The sequence below is a fragment of the Actinomadura luteofluorescens genome (assembly GCF_013409365.1).
Taxonomy (GTDB): domain Bacteria; phylum Actinomycetota; class Actinomycetes; order Streptosporangiales; family Streptosporangiaceae; genus Spirillospora; species Spirillospora luteofluorescens.
Map to the genome: position 1 here is coordinate 4,399,202 of NZ_JACCBA010000001.1, position 16,158 is coordinate 4,415,359.

The window sequence follows — 16,158 nt, forward strand, 5'->3', positions numbered from 1 at the left end:
AGCCCTACTCTTCGTCCGAGTCTTCGAGAAGCTCGCGCACTTCGATGACTTCGGTCGGGACGTCCTCCTCGGGCCAGCTCACGGCAAGGGCCTGGATCATCGGACGGTGCTCCGCGAACGTCTCGTCCCGTGCGAGGACCAGGGCCGCGGCCGCCTGGATCTCCAGCTCGGGGCGGCGGGCCGCACTCAGGAGCACATCGACGGAGTTGTCGCTCCGAAACTCCCCCAGCAGATACACGGCCTGACCGCGCTCGCTCATCGGGACGGCTTCGTCGCACACGACGTCCCCAAGGGCTTGGACGAGCCGGGGGTGGGAGCGGCCGACGGACCGGAGCACGTCGCTCACGGTGCCGAGGACCTGGCCGCGGAGCGAGTCGGCGCACCTGAGCGAGTCGGCGAGCACGGACAGGTCGTCCTTCGCGGCCACCCCCAGCGCGGACAGGGCGGTGAGGTGGGCCGCGAGGGGACCGTACTCGCGACTGAGTTCGGGCGGGGACGGCGGCTGCCGCAAGATCTCCTGGATCAACGTGAGGACGAGCGCCCTCGCCGGTTGCCGTGCCCCTTCACCACCTCGCGCGAGGGCGCCTTCCGGGTCCCACCAATGGTCCAGGGCGATGCCGACGGCGGCCACGTCACCGCTTTCGAGCATCGTGCGCATAGCGTCGTGGTACGACTCGTCCGCCGTGGGGAGGCGCAGCCTTCTGTGCGCACGACGCAGGTCCGGGTCCCGCAGCCGGTGCCCCTCCCAGTGAACGCTGTGCGGCTTCCCGAAGACCAGGTCGACGGGGTTCTGACCCCAGAAGTGCGCCGGAGGACGCTCCTCCCAGCTTTCCGCCAGGTCTTCCATGACCGCACGGTGGCGGTCCAGGCCGCCCGTCTTCACCAGGTGGGAGACCGCGTGCACCTGCACGTCCGGCTCCCCCTCGCGGATCGCACGCAGAAGGACGTCGTCGGCGCCCGCACCGAGCCGGTCGGCAAGGATCCGGATCGCCGTCTCCCTGGTCCCCTGGGAGGACGGGTCGAAGATCACGCCGCTCACGGCCTCGACGAGCCGGGCGTCAGCGGACTCGGCCCCGTCGAGGAGCCCGGACGCCGCCCAGACGGCCCTGTACCGAACGGTGTCGGAATCCGTCCGGCCGAGGATGTCCACCAGCAGGTCGGTGTCGCCCGGTTCCGCGTGCTCCGTTCCGATCATGTTCAGCGCGCTCACCTCGGCGGGCGAGATCGGGCGACGGAGCACCTCGCGGGCGCGCTCCAGCACCTCGGGCAGGTAGGCGTCCGCCAGGTCGGAGTCGTCCAGGACGTGCCGCAGCCCCTCCCAGTGCTCGTAGTGGTCGAGCGCGATGCCCACGGCGACCGGGTCGTCGCTGCGCAGCAGCGTGGTGAACGCCTCCAGGCACGTCTTGTCGGTCAGCGGGAACCGCAACTCGCCGTGAGCGTTCCGAAGGGCCGGATCGTCCAGGTGGGCGTCCTGCCAGTACGTGCTGTGAAAGCCCACGAGCGCATCGCGCACGTCCCTGGAAAAGGGGCCGGCGTCCTCCGGCCAGGAGTCGACGAGTCGCTGGAGCACCTCGCGGTGCGCACGGACCTTCTTGGTCGATGTCAGCTGCCCCGCCGCGCTGACCTGGACCTTGAGGTCACCGGATTCGGTAAGGCGGAGGAAGAGGGCGTCCACCTCGGGCATGTCGAGTTCGCCCAGGGCATGGATCGCGGAGCCGCGATCCCGGGCGTCCAGGCTCTCGTCGAGGGCGATCGCGCGGACGGCCGCCAGGAGGCGAGGGTTCGGCTCCTCCGCGTCCCCGAGAGCAGTGGACGCGGCCATCAGCCCCTCCTCCCGCAGCCCAGGGTCAGAGGTGGTTTCCAGAATCTCGGAGATCCGGTCGGCGTCCTCGTCTTCACCGAGGTGCCACACCGCGGTGAGCGACCAGGAGAGCGCCCGATGCCGGTTCTCGTCGTCGAGCGTGGACGACCGGTCCAGGAGGTCGCGGGCGACGAAGAGCACCTCGTTGTTCAGTGGCCAGTACGGGTTGTCCACTCCCCACCTGGTGTCCGCCTGCGCCTGCTGGTAGTCGCTCAACGCATCGCACACGACACCGAGGTCGCCACTGCGCAGCCGTTGACTGAACTCCCCGAGAAACGACGCCTCATCGCCATCCGGCACAGGGTCTCCTCCATGATCGGCTCATCAGGCTGGCAGACCGATCTGCCCCATGTCCTCCAGTTTCAAGGCTCTCTTCGCCCAGCCGACCAGGCCCGTCGTGCCCCGGAGTGAGCTTCGTCCCGCCGAACCCGGTGCCGCCGAGGGCTCTCGGCGGGCGGGAGCGAGCCGTCAACCCGGCTCAACCATGCGGCCGCTGACACCGCCGCTGCCTGGGCGGAGAGTGTGGGATTCGAACCCACGAGGACTGTCCCCAGCCCTGGGCGCTTTCAAGGCGCCTGCACTAGTCCACTATGCGAACTCTCCAGGTGACCGCCTCGCGGTGGTCATCGCCCACGATAGCGGGCCGGGGCCGCTGCGTTCGACCGCATAACGCGACCCCCTAGGGGACGCGGTAGCCGGGGATGGACGGCCAGCGGACCGTGAGCACCACCGACTCCTCCTCGGCCTCCCACGAGTGGTCGACGCCGCGGCCCCACACCACGTAGTCGCCCTGCTCGGCGAGGACGACGACGCGGCCGGGGAACTCCAGCCGGAAACGGCCGCTGATCAGCACGAGCAGGGCGGTGCGCTTCTCGCCGTCCGTCCACGCGGCGCGCCGCTCGCCCTTCGGGTGCACGCCCCACTTGATCTCGACCTCGGCGCTGTGCCGCAGGTCGCCGGGCGTCTTGAAGTGCCCGAGCAGCCAGCCGCGGTCGGCGGCCGCGTCCGGCGCCGCCCTCCCCACGTACACACCGTCGTCGTCCGTCACAGATGGCAACGGTAGCCCAGCTCAGGACTGCGGGCGCTGGAAGGCGAAACCGTCTCCCACCACGGCGGCGAGCGTCAGGTACGCCTCGCGGGTCGCGGGGGCGAGCTGCTCCAGCTCGACCTCGGCGCCCTCCTCCAGGTGGTCGTCGTAGGGGATGCGGACGACGGCGCGGCAGCGGCTCTCGAAGTGGGCCTGGAGCTTGTCCAGGTCGACCTGGCTTCGGGTGCGGTTGCGGACCATCGACAGGACGACGACGCCGTTGCGGACCAGGTGGCCGTGGTCGTGCGCCTCCAGCCAGTCGAGGGTCGCGCTCGCGGACCGGGCGCCGTCCACCGACGGGGAGCTGACCAGGACGAGCTGGTCGGCCAGGCTCAGCACGCCCGCCATCGCCGAGTGCAGCAGCCCGGTGCCGCAGTCGGTGATGCAGACCGAGTAGTACTGCTCCAGGACGACGGCGACGGCCGCGTAGTCCTCGGCGCTGAACGCCTCGCTGACCGCAGGGTCGCGGTCGGACGCGAGGATCTCCAGGCGCGCCTCGTTCTGCGAGGTGAACGCGCGGACGTCGGCGTACCGGTGGATCTGGTCGCGGTTGTTGAGCAGGTCGCGGACGGTCGCGGCGGTCTCCAGCCTGACCTTGTCCGACAGCGTCCCGCGGTCGGGGTTCGCGTCCACCGCGATGACGCGGTCGCCGCGCAGCGACCCCAGCATCGAGCCGAGCCCGGTGGTCGTGGTCGTCTTGCCGACGCCGCCCTTCAGCGACATGACGGCGACCCGGTGGTGCCCGCCCGCGACGGCGGTGCGCGCCCGCGCGATCAGATCCTTGCGGCGCAGGTCGGTCTGCGACTCGCCCGGGTGGATGCCGCCCGCGGTGGCCTTGTAGACGGCGCGCCGCCAGCCGGACGAGGGCGCGATGCGACGCTCGCCGAGCAGGTTCTCGGAGCTGAGGCTGTCGGCGCTCTGCTGCCCCTGCTGCTGGGGCGGAGCGGGGTGGCCCGGCTGCATCATCTGGCCGGGCGCCTGCGGGTACTGCCCCTCCCCCTGCGGCGGCCCGGCCGGGTACCCGTAGCCCTGCGGCTGGTAGGGCTGCCCGGTGTTGGGGTCGACGGGGGGAGCGTAAGGCTGGCCGGTGTTCGGGTCGACCGGCGGGTACGGCTGGGCGCCCGCGTTCGGGTCCGGCGCGTAGGGCTGCCCCATGCCAGGGGCGATCGGGGGGTACGGCTGGCCGGGCGCGGGCGGGCCCGGCTGGAACGGCAGACCGGCGTTCGGGTCGGGCGCGTAGGGCTGACCGGTGTTCGGGTCCATCGGCGGGAACTGCTGCCCCTCGGGGGCCGGGCCGAAGGAGACGGGCTGACCCGCGGCGTTGGGGTCGGGCGCGTAGGGCTGACCGGTGTTCGGGTCGACCTGCGGGAAGAGCGGGCCGCCCGCGTTCGGGTCATGCGCATACGGCTGACCGGCGTTCGGGTCCGCCTGCGGGAAGAGCGGGCCGCCCATGTTGGGGTCAGTCGCGTAAGGCTGACCGGTGTTCGGGTCTGCCTGCGGGAAGAGCGGACCGCCCGCGTTCGGGTCGGGCGCGTAAGGCTGACCGGTGTTCGGGTCGTTCGGCGGGAGCTGCTGGCCCTCGGGGGCCGGGCCGAACGGGACGGGCTGGCCCATGTTCGGGTCCGGCGCGTAGGGCTGGCCCATGCCGGGGTCCATCGGGGGGTACGGCTGGCCGGGCGCGGGCGGGCCCGGCTGGAAGGGCTGACCGGTGCTCGGGTCGACGGGCGGGAACTGCTGACCCGCGGCGTTCGGGTCCGGGGCGAACGGCTGGCCGATGCCGGGGTCGGCCGGCGGGTACGGCTGGCCGGTGGTCGGGTCCACGGGCGGGAACTGCTGACCGGGCGCGTTCGGGTCGGAGGCGAGAGGGCGGCCCGTGGCCGGGTCGACGGGGACGTACGGGCGGCCCGAATCGTCGGTGTCCTGCGGGTAGGGCTGGCCCGTCGCGGGGTCGACGGGCTGGTAGGCCTGGCCCGGCTGGTCCTGAGGGCCGAACGGGTCGGCCGGGTAGGGCGGCAGCTGGTCGAGGGGCGGGGCCGCGCTGCCGTTGGCGTCGTACGGGGACGGCTGCGGCTGGTAGCCGCCCGCGGCGTACGGGGGCGGGAGCATTCCGCCGTCGAACGGCTGCGGCATGGGGCCGCCCTCGTAGGGCGGCGGGCCGAAGTCGTCCTGGGAGCCCTGGTAGGCGGGGGGCGCGGCGAGCCAGGGTTCGGCGTCCTGGCCGGGCTGCTCGGCCTTCGGTTCGGCGGGGGCGGGCGGCGCGTTCTCCTGCTCCTCGGGCCCCTGCGGCGGCTGCGCGCCCTCGGGGGCGGGGGGCGGTCCCTTCGCGTCGTCGCTCATCGCGTCCAGAGAGGCCAGCCGCTCCTCCAGTGAGCGCCCGTCGTGCTCGTTCCTCGCCACCGTTTTCCCCCTCGGGCACGCCTCTGATGATCCACACGGTGCAGGCGGGCAAAAAGACCCCCACGCAGGATACCGGTGCGTCAATACCGGGCATCCCGCGCGTAGATCGGCCTTGCGGGACGGCGCGGCGGGGGCCGGGGACGGCTTGGAGGCGCCCGGTAGCGTGACCGGTATGCATGCGATCGTGATCCGCGAGCCGGGCGACGCCGGCGTCCTGGACTGGAGGCCGGTGCCGGATCCGGCGCCGAAGCCGGGCGAGGTGCTGATCGACGTGGCGGCGAGCGCCGTCAACCGCGCCGACGTCATGCAGCGCATGGGCTTCTATCCCCCGCCGCAGGACGCTCCCCCATACCCGGGCCTTGAGGTGTCCGGCCGGATCGCCGAGCTGGGCGAGGGCGTGACCGGGCCGAACGTCGGCGACGAGGTGTGCGCGCTGCTCAGCGGCGGAGGCTATGCCGAACGGGTCGCGGTCCCCGCCTCGCAGGTGCTGCCGGTGCCGCGCGGCGTGGACCTCGTGGAGGCCGCCGGGCTCCCGGAGGTCGCCTGCACCGTGTGGTCGAACGTGGTCATGCTGGCCGGCCTGAGCGAGGGCGAGACGCTGCTCGTCCACGGCGGCGGCAGCGGCATCGGGACGTTCGCCATCCAGCTCGCCAAGGCGCGCGGGGCGCGCGTGGTGACGACGGTGGGCAGCCCGGAGAAGGCCGCACGGTGCCGGGAGCTGGGCGCGGACGTCGCGGTGAACTACCGCGAGGACGACTTCGTCGAGAGCGGCCCCTACGACGTGATCCTCGACCTCATCGGCGCCAAGTACCTGGCGCGCAACGTGGACGCCCTCGCCACCGGCGGGCGGCTGATGGTGATCGGGCTCCAGGGCGGCGCGAAGGCGGAGCTCGACATCGGCATGCTGCTGCGCAAGCGGGCGCTGGTGCACGCCACGACTTTGCGGGCCCGTCCGTTGGAGGAGAAGGCGCGGATCGTGGCCGGCGTCCGGGAGCATGTGTGGCCGCTCCTGGAGTCGGGACGGATCCGGACGGTCGTCGACCGCCGGATCCCGATGGCGGAGGCGTCGCGCGCGCACGAGTTGATGGAAGAAAGCGGTCACGTCGGCAAGATCCTGCTGACCGTGTGAGGATGTGGAGTTTATGAGCGAGGCTTCGAAGAAGCAGTCGGAAGAGCCCCAGGTGCTCGTCCTCGGCCCGAATGGCATCACCATGGAGGGCGGCGGCGACGGCGAGTCCGAGGGCAAGTCGGTGACCGAGATGGTCGAGCAGCCGGCGAAGGTCATGCGGATCGGCGGGATGATCCGGCAGCTGCTGGAGGAGGTCAAGGCCGCGCCGCTGGACGAGGCGAGCCGGGCCCGGCTGCGGGAGATCCACCAGTCGTCCATCAAGGAGCTGGAGGACGGCCTCGCGCCCGAGCTGGTCGCGGAGCTGGAGCGGCTGTCGCTGCCGTTCACCGAGGGCACGGTGCCGAGCGAGTCGGAGCTGCGGATCGCGCAGGCGCAGCTCGTCGGCTGGCTGGAGGGCCTGTTCCACGGCATCCAGACGACCCTGTTCGCCCAGCAGATGGCGGCGCGGGCGCAGCTGGAGCAGATGCGGCGCGCCCTGCCCGCGGGAATGATGCCCCCCGGCGTCGAGGACGACCCGAAGCCCGGGCCGCGCTCGTCCGGCCCCTACCTGTAGGACGCGCGACTCCGGCCGCACCCCGCAGCGGGTGCGGCCGCGCTATGGGAAGAGGCGTTCCAGGACCTCGGCCACGCCGTCGTCGTCGTTGCGGGACGTCTTGTGCGACACGGCGGCCAGCACGAGCGGGTGCGCGTTCGCGACCCCGTAGGACGTGCCCGCCCAGGCCAGCATCGGCAGGTCGTTGGGCATGTCGCCGAACGCGGTGACGTCCCGCGCCGTGATGCCCTGCTCGGCGCACAGGGCCGCCAGGGCGCTGGCCTTGGTGACGCCGAGCGCGCTCATCTCCAGCAGCCCGCGCCCGGAGGAGTGCGTCACGGTCACGAGGTCGCCGACGGCCTGGACCGCCTTCGCCGACAGGGCGTCGGGGTCGGCGGCCGGATGGAACGCGAGCAGCTTGGTTCCGCCCCGGCTGACCAGTTCGGCGTCGTCGACGGGGCGGCCGCCGAGCGCCGCCGCGTCCCACCGGCCGAGGTCGTAGCTGGCCTCGAACACGAACCCGGTCGGGTACTCCACCGCGAAGCGCAGCTCGGGCACGGTGCCGCGCAGCCGCCCGATCACCTCGGCGAGCACGTCCGGCGCGATCTCGTTGGCCCGCAGGACGGTCTCGGTGTGCAGGTCGTAGAGGACGGCGCCGTTGGCGCAGATCGCGACGCCGCGGTGCTCGACGGCCGCGGCGATCTCCGTCATCCAGCGCGGCGGCCGCCCGGTGACCATGACGAGCATCGCCCCGGACCGCTCGACCCGGGCGAGGGCGGCGACGGTCCGGGCGGAGATCGTGCCGTCGGAGCGCACGATCGTGCCGTCGAGGTCGGTGGCGATCACACGCGGCGAGGACTCAGACATGTCACCTTCCTGGGCAGATGGGACACACCCTAGGCCAGGGGCATGACACGCCCGACTCCCGGCATCACCCCAGGGCCCGGGAGACGCGGGCGGGGCCCGTCCCAGGCCGGGACGGGCCCCGCTCCACGCACGTTCAGCGCTTGACCGGCTCCAGGACCTCCAGGCCGAGGAACTTCTGCAGCGCCTTCGGGACGCGCACCGAACCGTCGGCCTGCTGGTGGTTCTCCAGGATCGCGACCATCCAGCGCGTCGTCGCCAGCGTCCCGTTCAGCGTCGCCACCGGCTGGTTCCTGCCGTCGGCGTCGCGGTGCCGCACCGCCAGGCGCCGCGCCTGGAACTCGGTGCAGTTCGACGTCGAGGTGACCTCGCGGTAGGTGTTCTGCGTCGGCACCCACGCCTCGCAGTCGTACTTGCGGGCCGCGCTGGCGCCCAGGTCGCCCGCCGCCACGTCGATCACCCGGTACGGGATCTCGACCTTGGCGAGCATCTCCTTCTCCCATTCCAGCAGCCGCAGGTGCTCGGCGTGGGAGTCGGCCGGGTCGCAGTAGGAGAACATCTCCACCTTGTCGAACTGGTGGACGCGGATGATGCCGCGCGTGTCCTTGCCGTAGGAGCCGGCCTCGCGGCGGAAGCAGGACGACCACGCCACGTACCGCCGCGGCAGCTCGTCGACGATCTCGTTCATGTGGAACGCGGCGAGCGGCACCTCCGACGTCCCGACCAGGTACAGCTCCTCCTGGGAGAGCTGGTACACCTCGGCGGCGTGGGCGCCGAGGAACCCGGTGCCCTCCATCGCCTCCGGCTTCACCAGGACCGGCGGGTACATCGGCACGAACCCGCTCGCGACGGCCTGCTCCATGGCGAGGTTCAGCAGCGCGTACTGGAGCCGCGCGCCCACGCCCGTCAGGTAGTAGAACCGCGCGCCCGACACCTTCGCGCCGCGCTCCATGTCGATGGCGCCGAGGCTCTCGCCGAGCTCCAGGTGGTCCTTCGGCTCGAAGTCGAACGCGGTGGGCTCGCCGACGTGCTCCAGGACGACGAAGTCCTGCTCGCCGCCGGGCGGGGCGCCCTCCTCGATGATGTTCGGGACGCCCTTGAGCAGCGCGTCGAGCTCGCCGCCGAGGCGGTCGGCCTCCGCCTCGCGCTCCTTCACCTGCTGCGCCAGCTCCTTGGCGCGGGCCAGCAGCGCCTGCCGCTCGTCGCCCTGCGCCTTGGACACCGACTTGCCGAAACTCTTCTGCTCCGCCCTGAGCTGCTCGAACGAGGTCAGCGCGGAGCGGCGCCTCCCGTCCAGGTCGAGCAGCCGGTCGACGACGCCGTCATCCTCACCGCGGGCGCGCTGCGAGGCGCGCAGCCGCTCGGGATCCTCTCGAAGAGCTCGCAGGTCAATCACAGACCCGAGGCTACCGGCCCGGCGCCCCCGTCCGCGCGCGAGTATCGGCGGTTCGCGTCCGCCGATGGACGCGGTTCGCGGACGCCGTCCGCGGCCGTCGCTAGCGGACGCCGCTCGCCAGCAGCGCGTGCGCCGGCAGCGCCACCTTCCCGTCGCCGGCCGCGTAGTCCGCGACGATCTCGTCGTAGGCGGCCTTGACGCGGGCGACGGTCGGCGCGTCCTGGCGTCCGACGATCACGCCGTTCGTGCCGACCCGGGACAGCGCGCCCGTCTCCCACCACTCCTCGGGGTCGACGACGTGCTCCCAGGTCACCTCCTCGACCGCGACCTCGGTGAACCCGGCCTCGACGACCAGCCGCCGGAACGCCGCCGGCTCCCCGTACTCCAGGAACGGCGGCTCGGGGATGTCGTCCGGCCACGGCACGCCCGCCGCCACGATCGCCTCCCGGACGATCGCGAGGGCCCCGCTGCCCGGCATCACCCAGCAGGTCACCGCCAGCCGCCCGCCCTCGCGCAGCACGCCCCGCAGCCGGGCAAGCGCCACGTCGGGGGAGCCCACGTGGTTGATGACGAAGTTGCCGGCGACCGCGTCGAACGTCCCGTCCTCGAACGGGACGTCCGGCAGGACGGCGACCTTCACGTCCAGCCCGGGGACGTTCCGGAGCGCCGTCTCCGCCATGCCCGGCTCGGCGTCCATGGCCGACACGAGCGCGCCGCGCCGCGCCGCCTCCCGCGAGACGAACCCGGGCCCGGTGCCGACGTCGAGCAGCCGCGTCCCGTCCGCCACCCCGGCCGCGTCCAGCAGCGGCTCGATCATGTACCGCGTGACGTGGGCGAACCCCCGCTCGTACGCGGGGGCCCGCCCGGCCCACAGCTCCCGCTCGTAAAGATCGAAGTCCTTCGCCACGCCCCGCAGCCTACGTCAGCGCACGTCCACGGTGTCGGCCGGCGAGGTCGAGCCGATGTATCCGGAGGACTCCTTGTAGACCGCCTTCCAGGTGCCGTCCGCGGACGCCCTGAACTTCTTGGAGAACCAGCCGTAGACGTTGGTCTTCGTCGCCGCCATCTGGACCCACTTCGAGGTGCCGGCACGCCGGAAGTAGACGTAAACGGGTGCGTTCGGGGCCGGGCTCGCCAAATCCCGGAACCGGAAGAGCTGCCCCTTGACCGTGATGGTCCCGCCCTTCTTCACGGGCTCGGGCGAGGCGTTGAAGACGTACCACTCCGTCCGGTACTTGACGTCGACGAAGTCGACGGTGCTCACGGACGGCATGGTCAGGAGGCTGCCCGGGTAGCGGACGCGCCAGTACGCGTCCTTCGTCACCAGCTTGGCGTCGTTGAACGTGAAGTACATGGGCCGCGCCAGGGTCTGGGCGGCCCAGACCCTCCACGTCTTGCCGTCCAGGGAGTACTCCAGGTACAGCGGCAGCTCCGTGGCGCCGGTGTCGCCGGGCCGGACGTACAGTCGCCCGTCCGCGACGATCGGGTCGCGGTAGGCGTGCGGCTCGGGGATGGCGTTGAAGTCGGTGATCTCGGAGTAGTTCCGGACGTTCAGCGTCCCCAGGCCGGCCTGGCTGCCGGTGAGCACCTCGTTTCCCTCGAAGCGCACCGTCACCGCGCCCGACTTCCCGACCTGCCGCCCAACGGTGAAGGCGGCACGGAAGCTGCCGTCCGCGAAGGTCCGGGTCGTCTTGATGCTTCCGGCCTCAAGGAGGTCGGGCGGCACATCGAGCTGGATCTCCAGCCCCTCCACGGGCTCGGGACCCGTGGAGGCCTGCCGGAGGACGCTGCCGTACACGGTCATCACCGTGCCCGGAGAGACGGTCGAATTCGGCCCCATCCGGGCGGTGATGACCGTGGCCTGCTTGTCGGCGGTGACGGAAGCGGCCCGGGTCGTGCCATCGGTCGCGTCGGCGCGGGCGGCGCTCGGAGCGAGGAAGGCGGACGAGGTGAGGGCGGCGGTGGCGAGCAGAGCGGATGAGCGGCGCAAGGCAGGACCTCTCCACTGAATACTGGTATGGAGTTGACGCCCGGCACTGACCGGCGGTTGACCGCCGGTGATCACGCTTGGATCACGACGCCGGCCGCACCGCCGTTCGCGTCAGCGCACGTCCACGTAGTCGGCGGGCTGGTTGGAGCGCAGGTAGCCGGAGCCGCCCTTGTAGACCGCGGTCCAGTAGCCGTCCTTGGACGCCTTGAACTTCTTGCTGAACCAGCCGTTGCTCGCCGTCCTCACCACCGCGACGCCGGTCCAGGTCGAGGAGCCCTTGGCCTTGAAGTAGAGGGAGACCGGCGCTCCCGGACCCGGCCGCCCAGCAGGCATGTAGCGGTAGAGCAGGCCCTTGACGGTGATCGCCGCGCCCTTCCGCACCGGCTCCGGGGAGGCGTTGAACTGGTGGATGTAGGTCCGGTACCTCACGTCGACGTGGTCGGCGTTGCTGACGGAGGGCACCACGAGGTAGCCGTCGTCGTCAGGGACCCTCGCCCGCCAGTAGCCGTCGCGCTCGGCCTTCACGTCGATGGCGAACTTGCCGTTCATGGGCGACTGCGCGGCCTTGTCCTTCCAGCTCTTCCCGTCGGTCGAGAACTGGAGCCGCACGGTGGTGCCGCCCGCGGGCACCTTCGTCCCGTCGGCCCTCGTGAACATCACGGTGCCGGACGCCCGCAGGGTGCCGCCCAGGCCGACCGGCTCGGGGGCCGCGTTGAAACCGCTGACGGAGGTCCGGTGCATGACCTGGCGGACGTTGGTGTTGGCGTAGGACATCTCGTAGGTGCGGTAGTCATCCGGGAAGTTGACCGGATCGTCCGCGAAATCGATCGTCCAGGCGCCGTTCTCGACCACCAGGACCTGGACGCTGTAGTAACCGTTGGCGTCGGTGACCGGAGCGGCGATCGTGTTCCAGTCTGGGCTCGACGGCCGGTTGAACTGGAGATCGAGATGCTTGCCCGCGAGCGGGCCCCAGGTGCCGTCGAGGTCCTGGCGTTCGAGCCGGCCCGTCACAGGGACCCGCTCGCCGACGAGCAGCCGGTCCGGGACGTTCATCGTCAGCCGGGTCTTGAGCCGCGGCTCGGCGAAGTCCAGAGGCGAACCCGCCGGCGACAGGACGCGGGCACTCGGCCCCCGCAGGCGTGCGCGGGGGCTGCGGTGAGGGGGAAGCCACGGCTAGTGCCGCGGCGACGGCGAGCAATCGGCGCACGGGACGACCTCTCCACTGTTCACTGGTGTGAAGGGGACGTCCAAGATCCACAACCGGTTGTCGCCGGGGCGCGCCCCGACGGTCTCGGTTGCGTCACGGCGGGGAGGCGGCTCTCTACTGCTGAGCGTCCGCCCAGGCCTGGTCCAGGACCTGCGCGAACGTCTCGGTGGGCTGGGCGCCCGAGACGCCGTAGCGGCGGTCGATGACGAAGAAGGGAACGCCGGTGGCGCCGATGTCGCGCGCGGCGCTCTGCTCGGTCTCCACCTCCGAGGCGAACTTCCCGGACGCGAGCACGTCGCGTGCCTCCACGGCGTCCAGGCCCGCCTCGGCGACGACGTCCACGAGGGTATCCCGGTCGAACACCGGGCGCTCGTCGGTGAAGTAGGCCTTGAACAGGGCTTCGACGACCGCGCCCTGCACGCCGCGCTGGCCCGCGAGGTAGACGAGCCGGTGCGCGTCGGCGGTGTTGCCCGCCTGGCGGCCTTCGAGGTGGTACTCCAGGCCGGCCGCGGCGGCGCGCTCCTCCATCTCCCGGTTCTTCTCGACGGCCTCCTCGCGCGTCAGGCCGTACTTCTCGGCCAGCATCTCGGCGACGTCGATCGTCACGCCCTGCGGGAACGAGGGGTCGAGCTGGAACGCGCGGTAGACCACCTCGACCTGGTCCCGGTGGGCGAACCCTTCGAGAGCGCGCTCGAAATGCCGCTTGCCCAGGTAGCACCAGGGGCACACGACGTCGGCCCAGATCTCAACACGCACGGGAATACCCCTCTCAGGACGGTCTACCGTGCCAACACGCCCCCGGCCGTTTTGATTTCCGGGCTCAGGCGTACCCGGTGCGGATGCCGCTGATCCAGGCGGCGGCCTCGGTGAAGTCGGCGTCGTGGGTGCCGCGCCGGATCTCTGGGCGGACCTGGTCGGCACGGGGGTATGACCCGACGAAGCGGACGTCGGCGCAGACGCGGCGCAGCCCCATCATGGCCTCGCCGACGCGGGCGTCGATGACGTGGCCCTCGAAGTCCATCCAGAACAGGTAGGAGCCGAGGCCGGCGCCGGTCGGGCGCGACTGGATCAGCGTGAGGTTGATGCCGCGGACCGAGAACTCGGTGAGGATCTCCAGCAGGGCGCCCGGGTGGTCCTCGCCGATGAACGCGACGACGGTCGTCTTGTCCATGCCGGTGGGCGGCGGCGGGGGGCAGGGGCGGCTCAGGACGACGAAGCGGGTGACGGCGTCGGCGACGTCGTGGATGTCCTCCGCGAGGACCGACAGGCCGTAGCGGGCGGCCGCGAACGAGCCGGCGAGGGCGGCGTCGTAGTGGCCGTCGGCGACGTGCTGGGCGGCCTCGGCGTTGGACGTCGCGGCGCGCCACTCGGCGTCCGGGACGTTCTCCATGAGCCAGCGGCGGCACTGCGGCTGCGCGATCGGGTGGGACGCGACGGTCTTGATGTCGTCCAGCGCCGTGCCGGGACGGACGAGGAGGGCGAACGAGACCGGCAGGTGGATCTCGCCGACGATCTGGAGGGGCTCGCCGGTCGCCAGCTCGTCCAGCGTCGTGGGAACCGAGCCCTCGACGGAGTTCTCCAGGGCGACGACGGCGGTGTCGGCCTCTCCGCGGCGCAGGGCTTCGAGGACGGCCGGGACGGTCGCGTACGGGACGTGCTCGGCCCCGGCGGCGCCCGGGAGGGTGAGCAGCGCGGCCTCGGTGAACGTCCCCTGCGGACCCAGGTAGGCGTAGCGCGCTGGCCTGTCGTCTGCGGTCACTTGGGGTCCCCCGGGTGCGTGTTTCGGCTGTGCGGAAGCCGTCTTGCGGCAAGGCGAGAAAGCCGAGTCTACCGTCCGGCCCGCCGCTTCCTCAGGCGCCGGCCGGGCGCCCGTTCGGGCATCGCCTCAGGCGCGGGCCGTGGGGGTGCGGGCGCCGTTGCCGAAGTCGGGCAGCGGGTCGTCCATCGAGACGACGGGGCCCTTGCCGAGCCGGGCGGCCCGCAGGACCTGGTTCTCCTCCGGGGAGAGCGTCTCGACGGCGTGCCCGCTCTGGACGGCCTTGGCGTAGGTCCGCGTCTCGGTCCGCCCGTTGATGGAGCTGACCACCACCCCGTCCCCGACCGCGTTGATCAACGCGAGGGAGAAGGACCGGTGCCCGGACATCTCCTTGAGCGCGTCATAGTGCACGATGGCGAGGTCGCGCAGGGCGCGCTCGTCGACCTCTCCGCTGGCGACCTGGAGCTGGCGCCTCAGCATTTCCCCGCACTCGTCGACGACCTGGTTGACCCGGTTGTGCGCGACCACCGCGATGGAGAGCCCCGCAACCCCGGCGACCAGGCCTGCGACGGCCACTGCGACGAGCATCACGCGCCGAGCGTACCCATGCCGACCTGCCGTTGCGAAGGATCTCGGGGGTGGTTGTCCGGATCGAGCCGTTTCACCAACCATGTTCCGAGGACCACGATCGATGCCAGCGCGGCGATGCCGAACGAATCGCGCAGGACCTGCCCCGCGAAAACCGTTACGGGGGAATGATCCGGGCCGATCAGACCGCGCGCCCACCACGGGACCGGGAACAGGAAGAGCAGCCACAGGCCCAGCGCGACAAGACATCTTCGCGTGTCTCGCCCATCACCCACCAAAGCCCCTATTACCGCGATCATCCACACAAGGTGATGGATCCATCCCACAGGGGACAGGACGACGGACAGCAGCCCGACGATCGCGACCCCGGCGAGCAGGAGGCTGGAGGCGTCGGCGCCGGACGCCGCGCCGGCGGCGAGCGTCGCCCGGCGCGCCCACCCGAAGCCGAACCAGGCGACGACCAGCGCCAGTGCCAGCCACACCAGCGTCCGGGCCGGTCCCTCGTCCAGGACGCGGGCCACGATCCCCTGGATCGCCTGGTTGGTGGTGCCGTCGACCGCGCCCGTCCGGTCGCCGCCCTCCAGCAGCGCGCCGAACCAGTACGCGGACGAGTCGGACGGCAGCAGCACGAACCCGCCGAGCGTGGCGACGACGGCGGTCAGCACGGCGTTGCCCAGCGCGTCCCGCCGCCCGGTGACCAGGAAGTAGATCAGGAAGACGCCCGGCACCAGCTTGATCGCCAGGGCGAGGCCGACGAGCATGCCGCGCGGCCAGCGGGCGGTGCGGGCGCAGCAGTCGGCCAGGCAAATGGCCAGCAGGAACAGCCCGACCTGCCCGAACCTGACCTGGTCGCGGACCGGGTCGAGCCACGCCGTCGCCGCGACCAGGACGCCCACGGTGAGCGGGGCCCAGCGTCCCGTCCGGCGGATGAGGTCGCGGAAGGCGTAGCAGACGACGACCACGAGCGACACGTAGATCAGCCCCGTCCAGGCCCACTGGGCAGCGCGCCAGGGCAGGAGGGTGAACGGGACGGCCAGGGCGGCGGCGATCGGCGGGTAGGTGAAGGGGAGCAGCTGCGGCGGCTGCGTGAGGAAGTCGTAGAGGGGCGCGCCGCGCAGGACCGCCAGCCCGCCCTCCCGGTAGACCTCCAGGTCGACGAGCCGCTGGTCGGGCTGGTTGCCGAGCCACTTATGGACGACCGGCGCGGCGGCGGCCACGGCGACGGCGATCCCGGCGAGCAGGATCAGCAGGTCGCGGGCGCCGCGCCGGGCGGGGGCACCGGCCGACCCGCCGGGGGAGTCGCGGGCATCCCGCGCCATCAGACCGTCCACAGCCGCAGGATATGGCCCCT

14 protein-coding genes and 1 tRNA gene are annotated in these 16,158 nt (G+C 72.0%); 2 read left to right on the forward strand and 13 right to left on the reverse strand.

The window, feature by feature from the left end:
- Positions 1-4: 4 nt before the first annotated feature.
- From BJY14_RS20370 to BJY14_RS45360, 4 genes are all read right to left on the reverse strand, one after another.
- On the reverse strand, positions 5-2,161 hold the full coding sequence (locus BJY14_RS20370; RefSeq protein WP_179845083.1) for a HEAT repeat domain-containing protein: 2,157 nt from the start codon (positions 2,159-2,161) through the stop codon (positions 5-7).
- Positions 2,162-2,375: 214 nt separating this feature from the next.
- Positions 2,376-2,464: transfer RNA gene (locus tag BJY14_RS20375), tRNA-Ser, on the reverse strand.
- A 76-nt stretch (positions 2,465-2,540) separates the two neighbouring features.
- On the reverse strand, positions 2,541-2,909 hold the full coding sequence (locus BJY14_RS20380) for a cupin domain-containing protein (RefSeq protein ID WP_179845084.1): 369 nt from the start codon (positions 2,907-2,909) through the stop codon (positions 2,541-2,543).
- Between the two features lie 21 nt (positions 2,910-2,930).
- Entirely contained in the window at positions 2,931-5,345 is a 2,415-nt protein-coding gene (locus tag BJY14_RS45360; protein ID WP_312879324.1) for a MinD/ParA family ATP-binding protein, read from the reverse strand.
- A gap of 172 nt (positions 5,346-5,517) precedes the next feature.
- Between BJY14_RS45360 and BJY14_RS20390 the strand changes: the two genes are divergently transcribed.
- Positions 5,518-6,474: an NAD(P)H-quinone oxidoreductase gene (locus BJY14_RS20390; protein ID WP_179845085.1), complete on the forward strand. Its 957-nt coding sequence runs from the start codon at positions 5,518-5,520 to the stop codon at positions 6,472-6,474.
- Between the two features lie 13 nt (positions 6,475-6,487).
- Positions 6,488-7,027, forward strand: a complete 540-nt coding sequence (locus BJY14_RS20395) for a bacterial proteasome activator family protein (protein ID WP_179845086.1) — start codon at positions 6,488-6,490, stop codon at positions 7,025-7,027.
- 42 nt (positions 7,028-7,069) lie between these two features.
- On the opposite strand, the gene BJY14_RS20400 is transcribed toward BJY14_RS20395, so the two are convergent.
- From BJY14_RS20400 to BJY14_RS20440, 9 genes are all read right to left on the reverse strand, one after another.
- On the reverse strand, positions 7,070-7,873 hold the full coding sequence (locus BJY14_RS20400; RefSeq protein ID WP_179845087.1) for a Cof-type HAD-IIB family hydrolase: 804 nt from the start codon (positions 7,871-7,873) through the stop codon (positions 7,070-7,072).
- A 133-nt stretch (positions 7,874-8,006) separates the two neighbouring features.
- Complete coding sequence (gene serS / locus BJY14_RS20405) at positions 8,007-9,266, reverse strand: serine--tRNA ligase (protein WP_179845088.1); 1,260 nt, start codon at positions 9,264-9,266, stop codon at positions 8,007-8,009.
- A 100-nt stretch (positions 9,267-9,366) separates the two neighbouring features.
- A complete protein-coding gene (locus BJY14_RS20410; protein WP_179845089.1) occupies positions 9,367-10,173 on the reverse strand; it encodes a class I SAM-dependent methyltransferase in 807 nt (268 codons plus the stop codon).
- A gap of 15 nt (positions 10,174-10,188) precedes the next feature.
- On the reverse strand, positions 10,189-11,256 hold the full coding sequence (locus BJY14_RS20415; RefSeq protein ID WP_179845090.1) for a hypothetical protein: 1,068 nt from the start codon (positions 11,254-11,256) through the stop codon (positions 10,189-10,191).
- Positions 11,257-11,367: 111 nt separating this feature from the next.
- On the reverse strand, positions 11,368-12,309 hold the full coding sequence (locus tag BJY14_RS20420; RefSeq protein ID WP_179845091.1) for a hypothetical protein: 942 nt from the start codon (positions 12,307-12,309) through the stop codon (positions 11,368-11,370).
- A gap of 268 nt (positions 12,310-12,577) precedes the next feature.
- On the reverse strand, positions 12,578-13,219 hold the full coding sequence (locus BJY14_RS20425) for a DsbA family oxidoreductase (RefSeq protein WP_179845092.1): 642 nt from the start codon (positions 13,217-13,219) through the stop codon (positions 12,578-12,580).
- A 64-nt stretch (positions 13,220-13,283) separates the two neighbouring features.
- Complete coding sequence (gene pheA / locus BJY14_RS20430) at positions 13,284-14,222, reverse strand: prephenate dehydratase (protein ID WP_179845093.1); 939 nt, start codon at positions 14,220-14,222, stop codon at positions 13,284-13,286.
- A 126-nt stretch (positions 14,223-14,348) separates the two neighbouring features.
- Positions 14,349-14,807, reverse strand: coding sequence for a DUF4446 family protein (locus tag BJY14_RS20435; protein ID WP_179849513.1), 459 nt, complete (start codon positions 14,805-14,807; stop codon positions 14,349-14,351).
- Entirely contained in the window at positions 14,807-16,138 is a 1,332-nt protein-coding gene (locus tag BJY14_RS20440) for a glycosyltransferase 87 family protein (RefSeq protein ID WP_312879325.1), read from the reverse strand. Before BJY14_RS20440 ends, BJY14_RS20435 begins: the two co-directional genes overlap by 1 nt.
- Between the last annotated feature and the right edge of the window lie 20 nt (positions 16,139-16,158).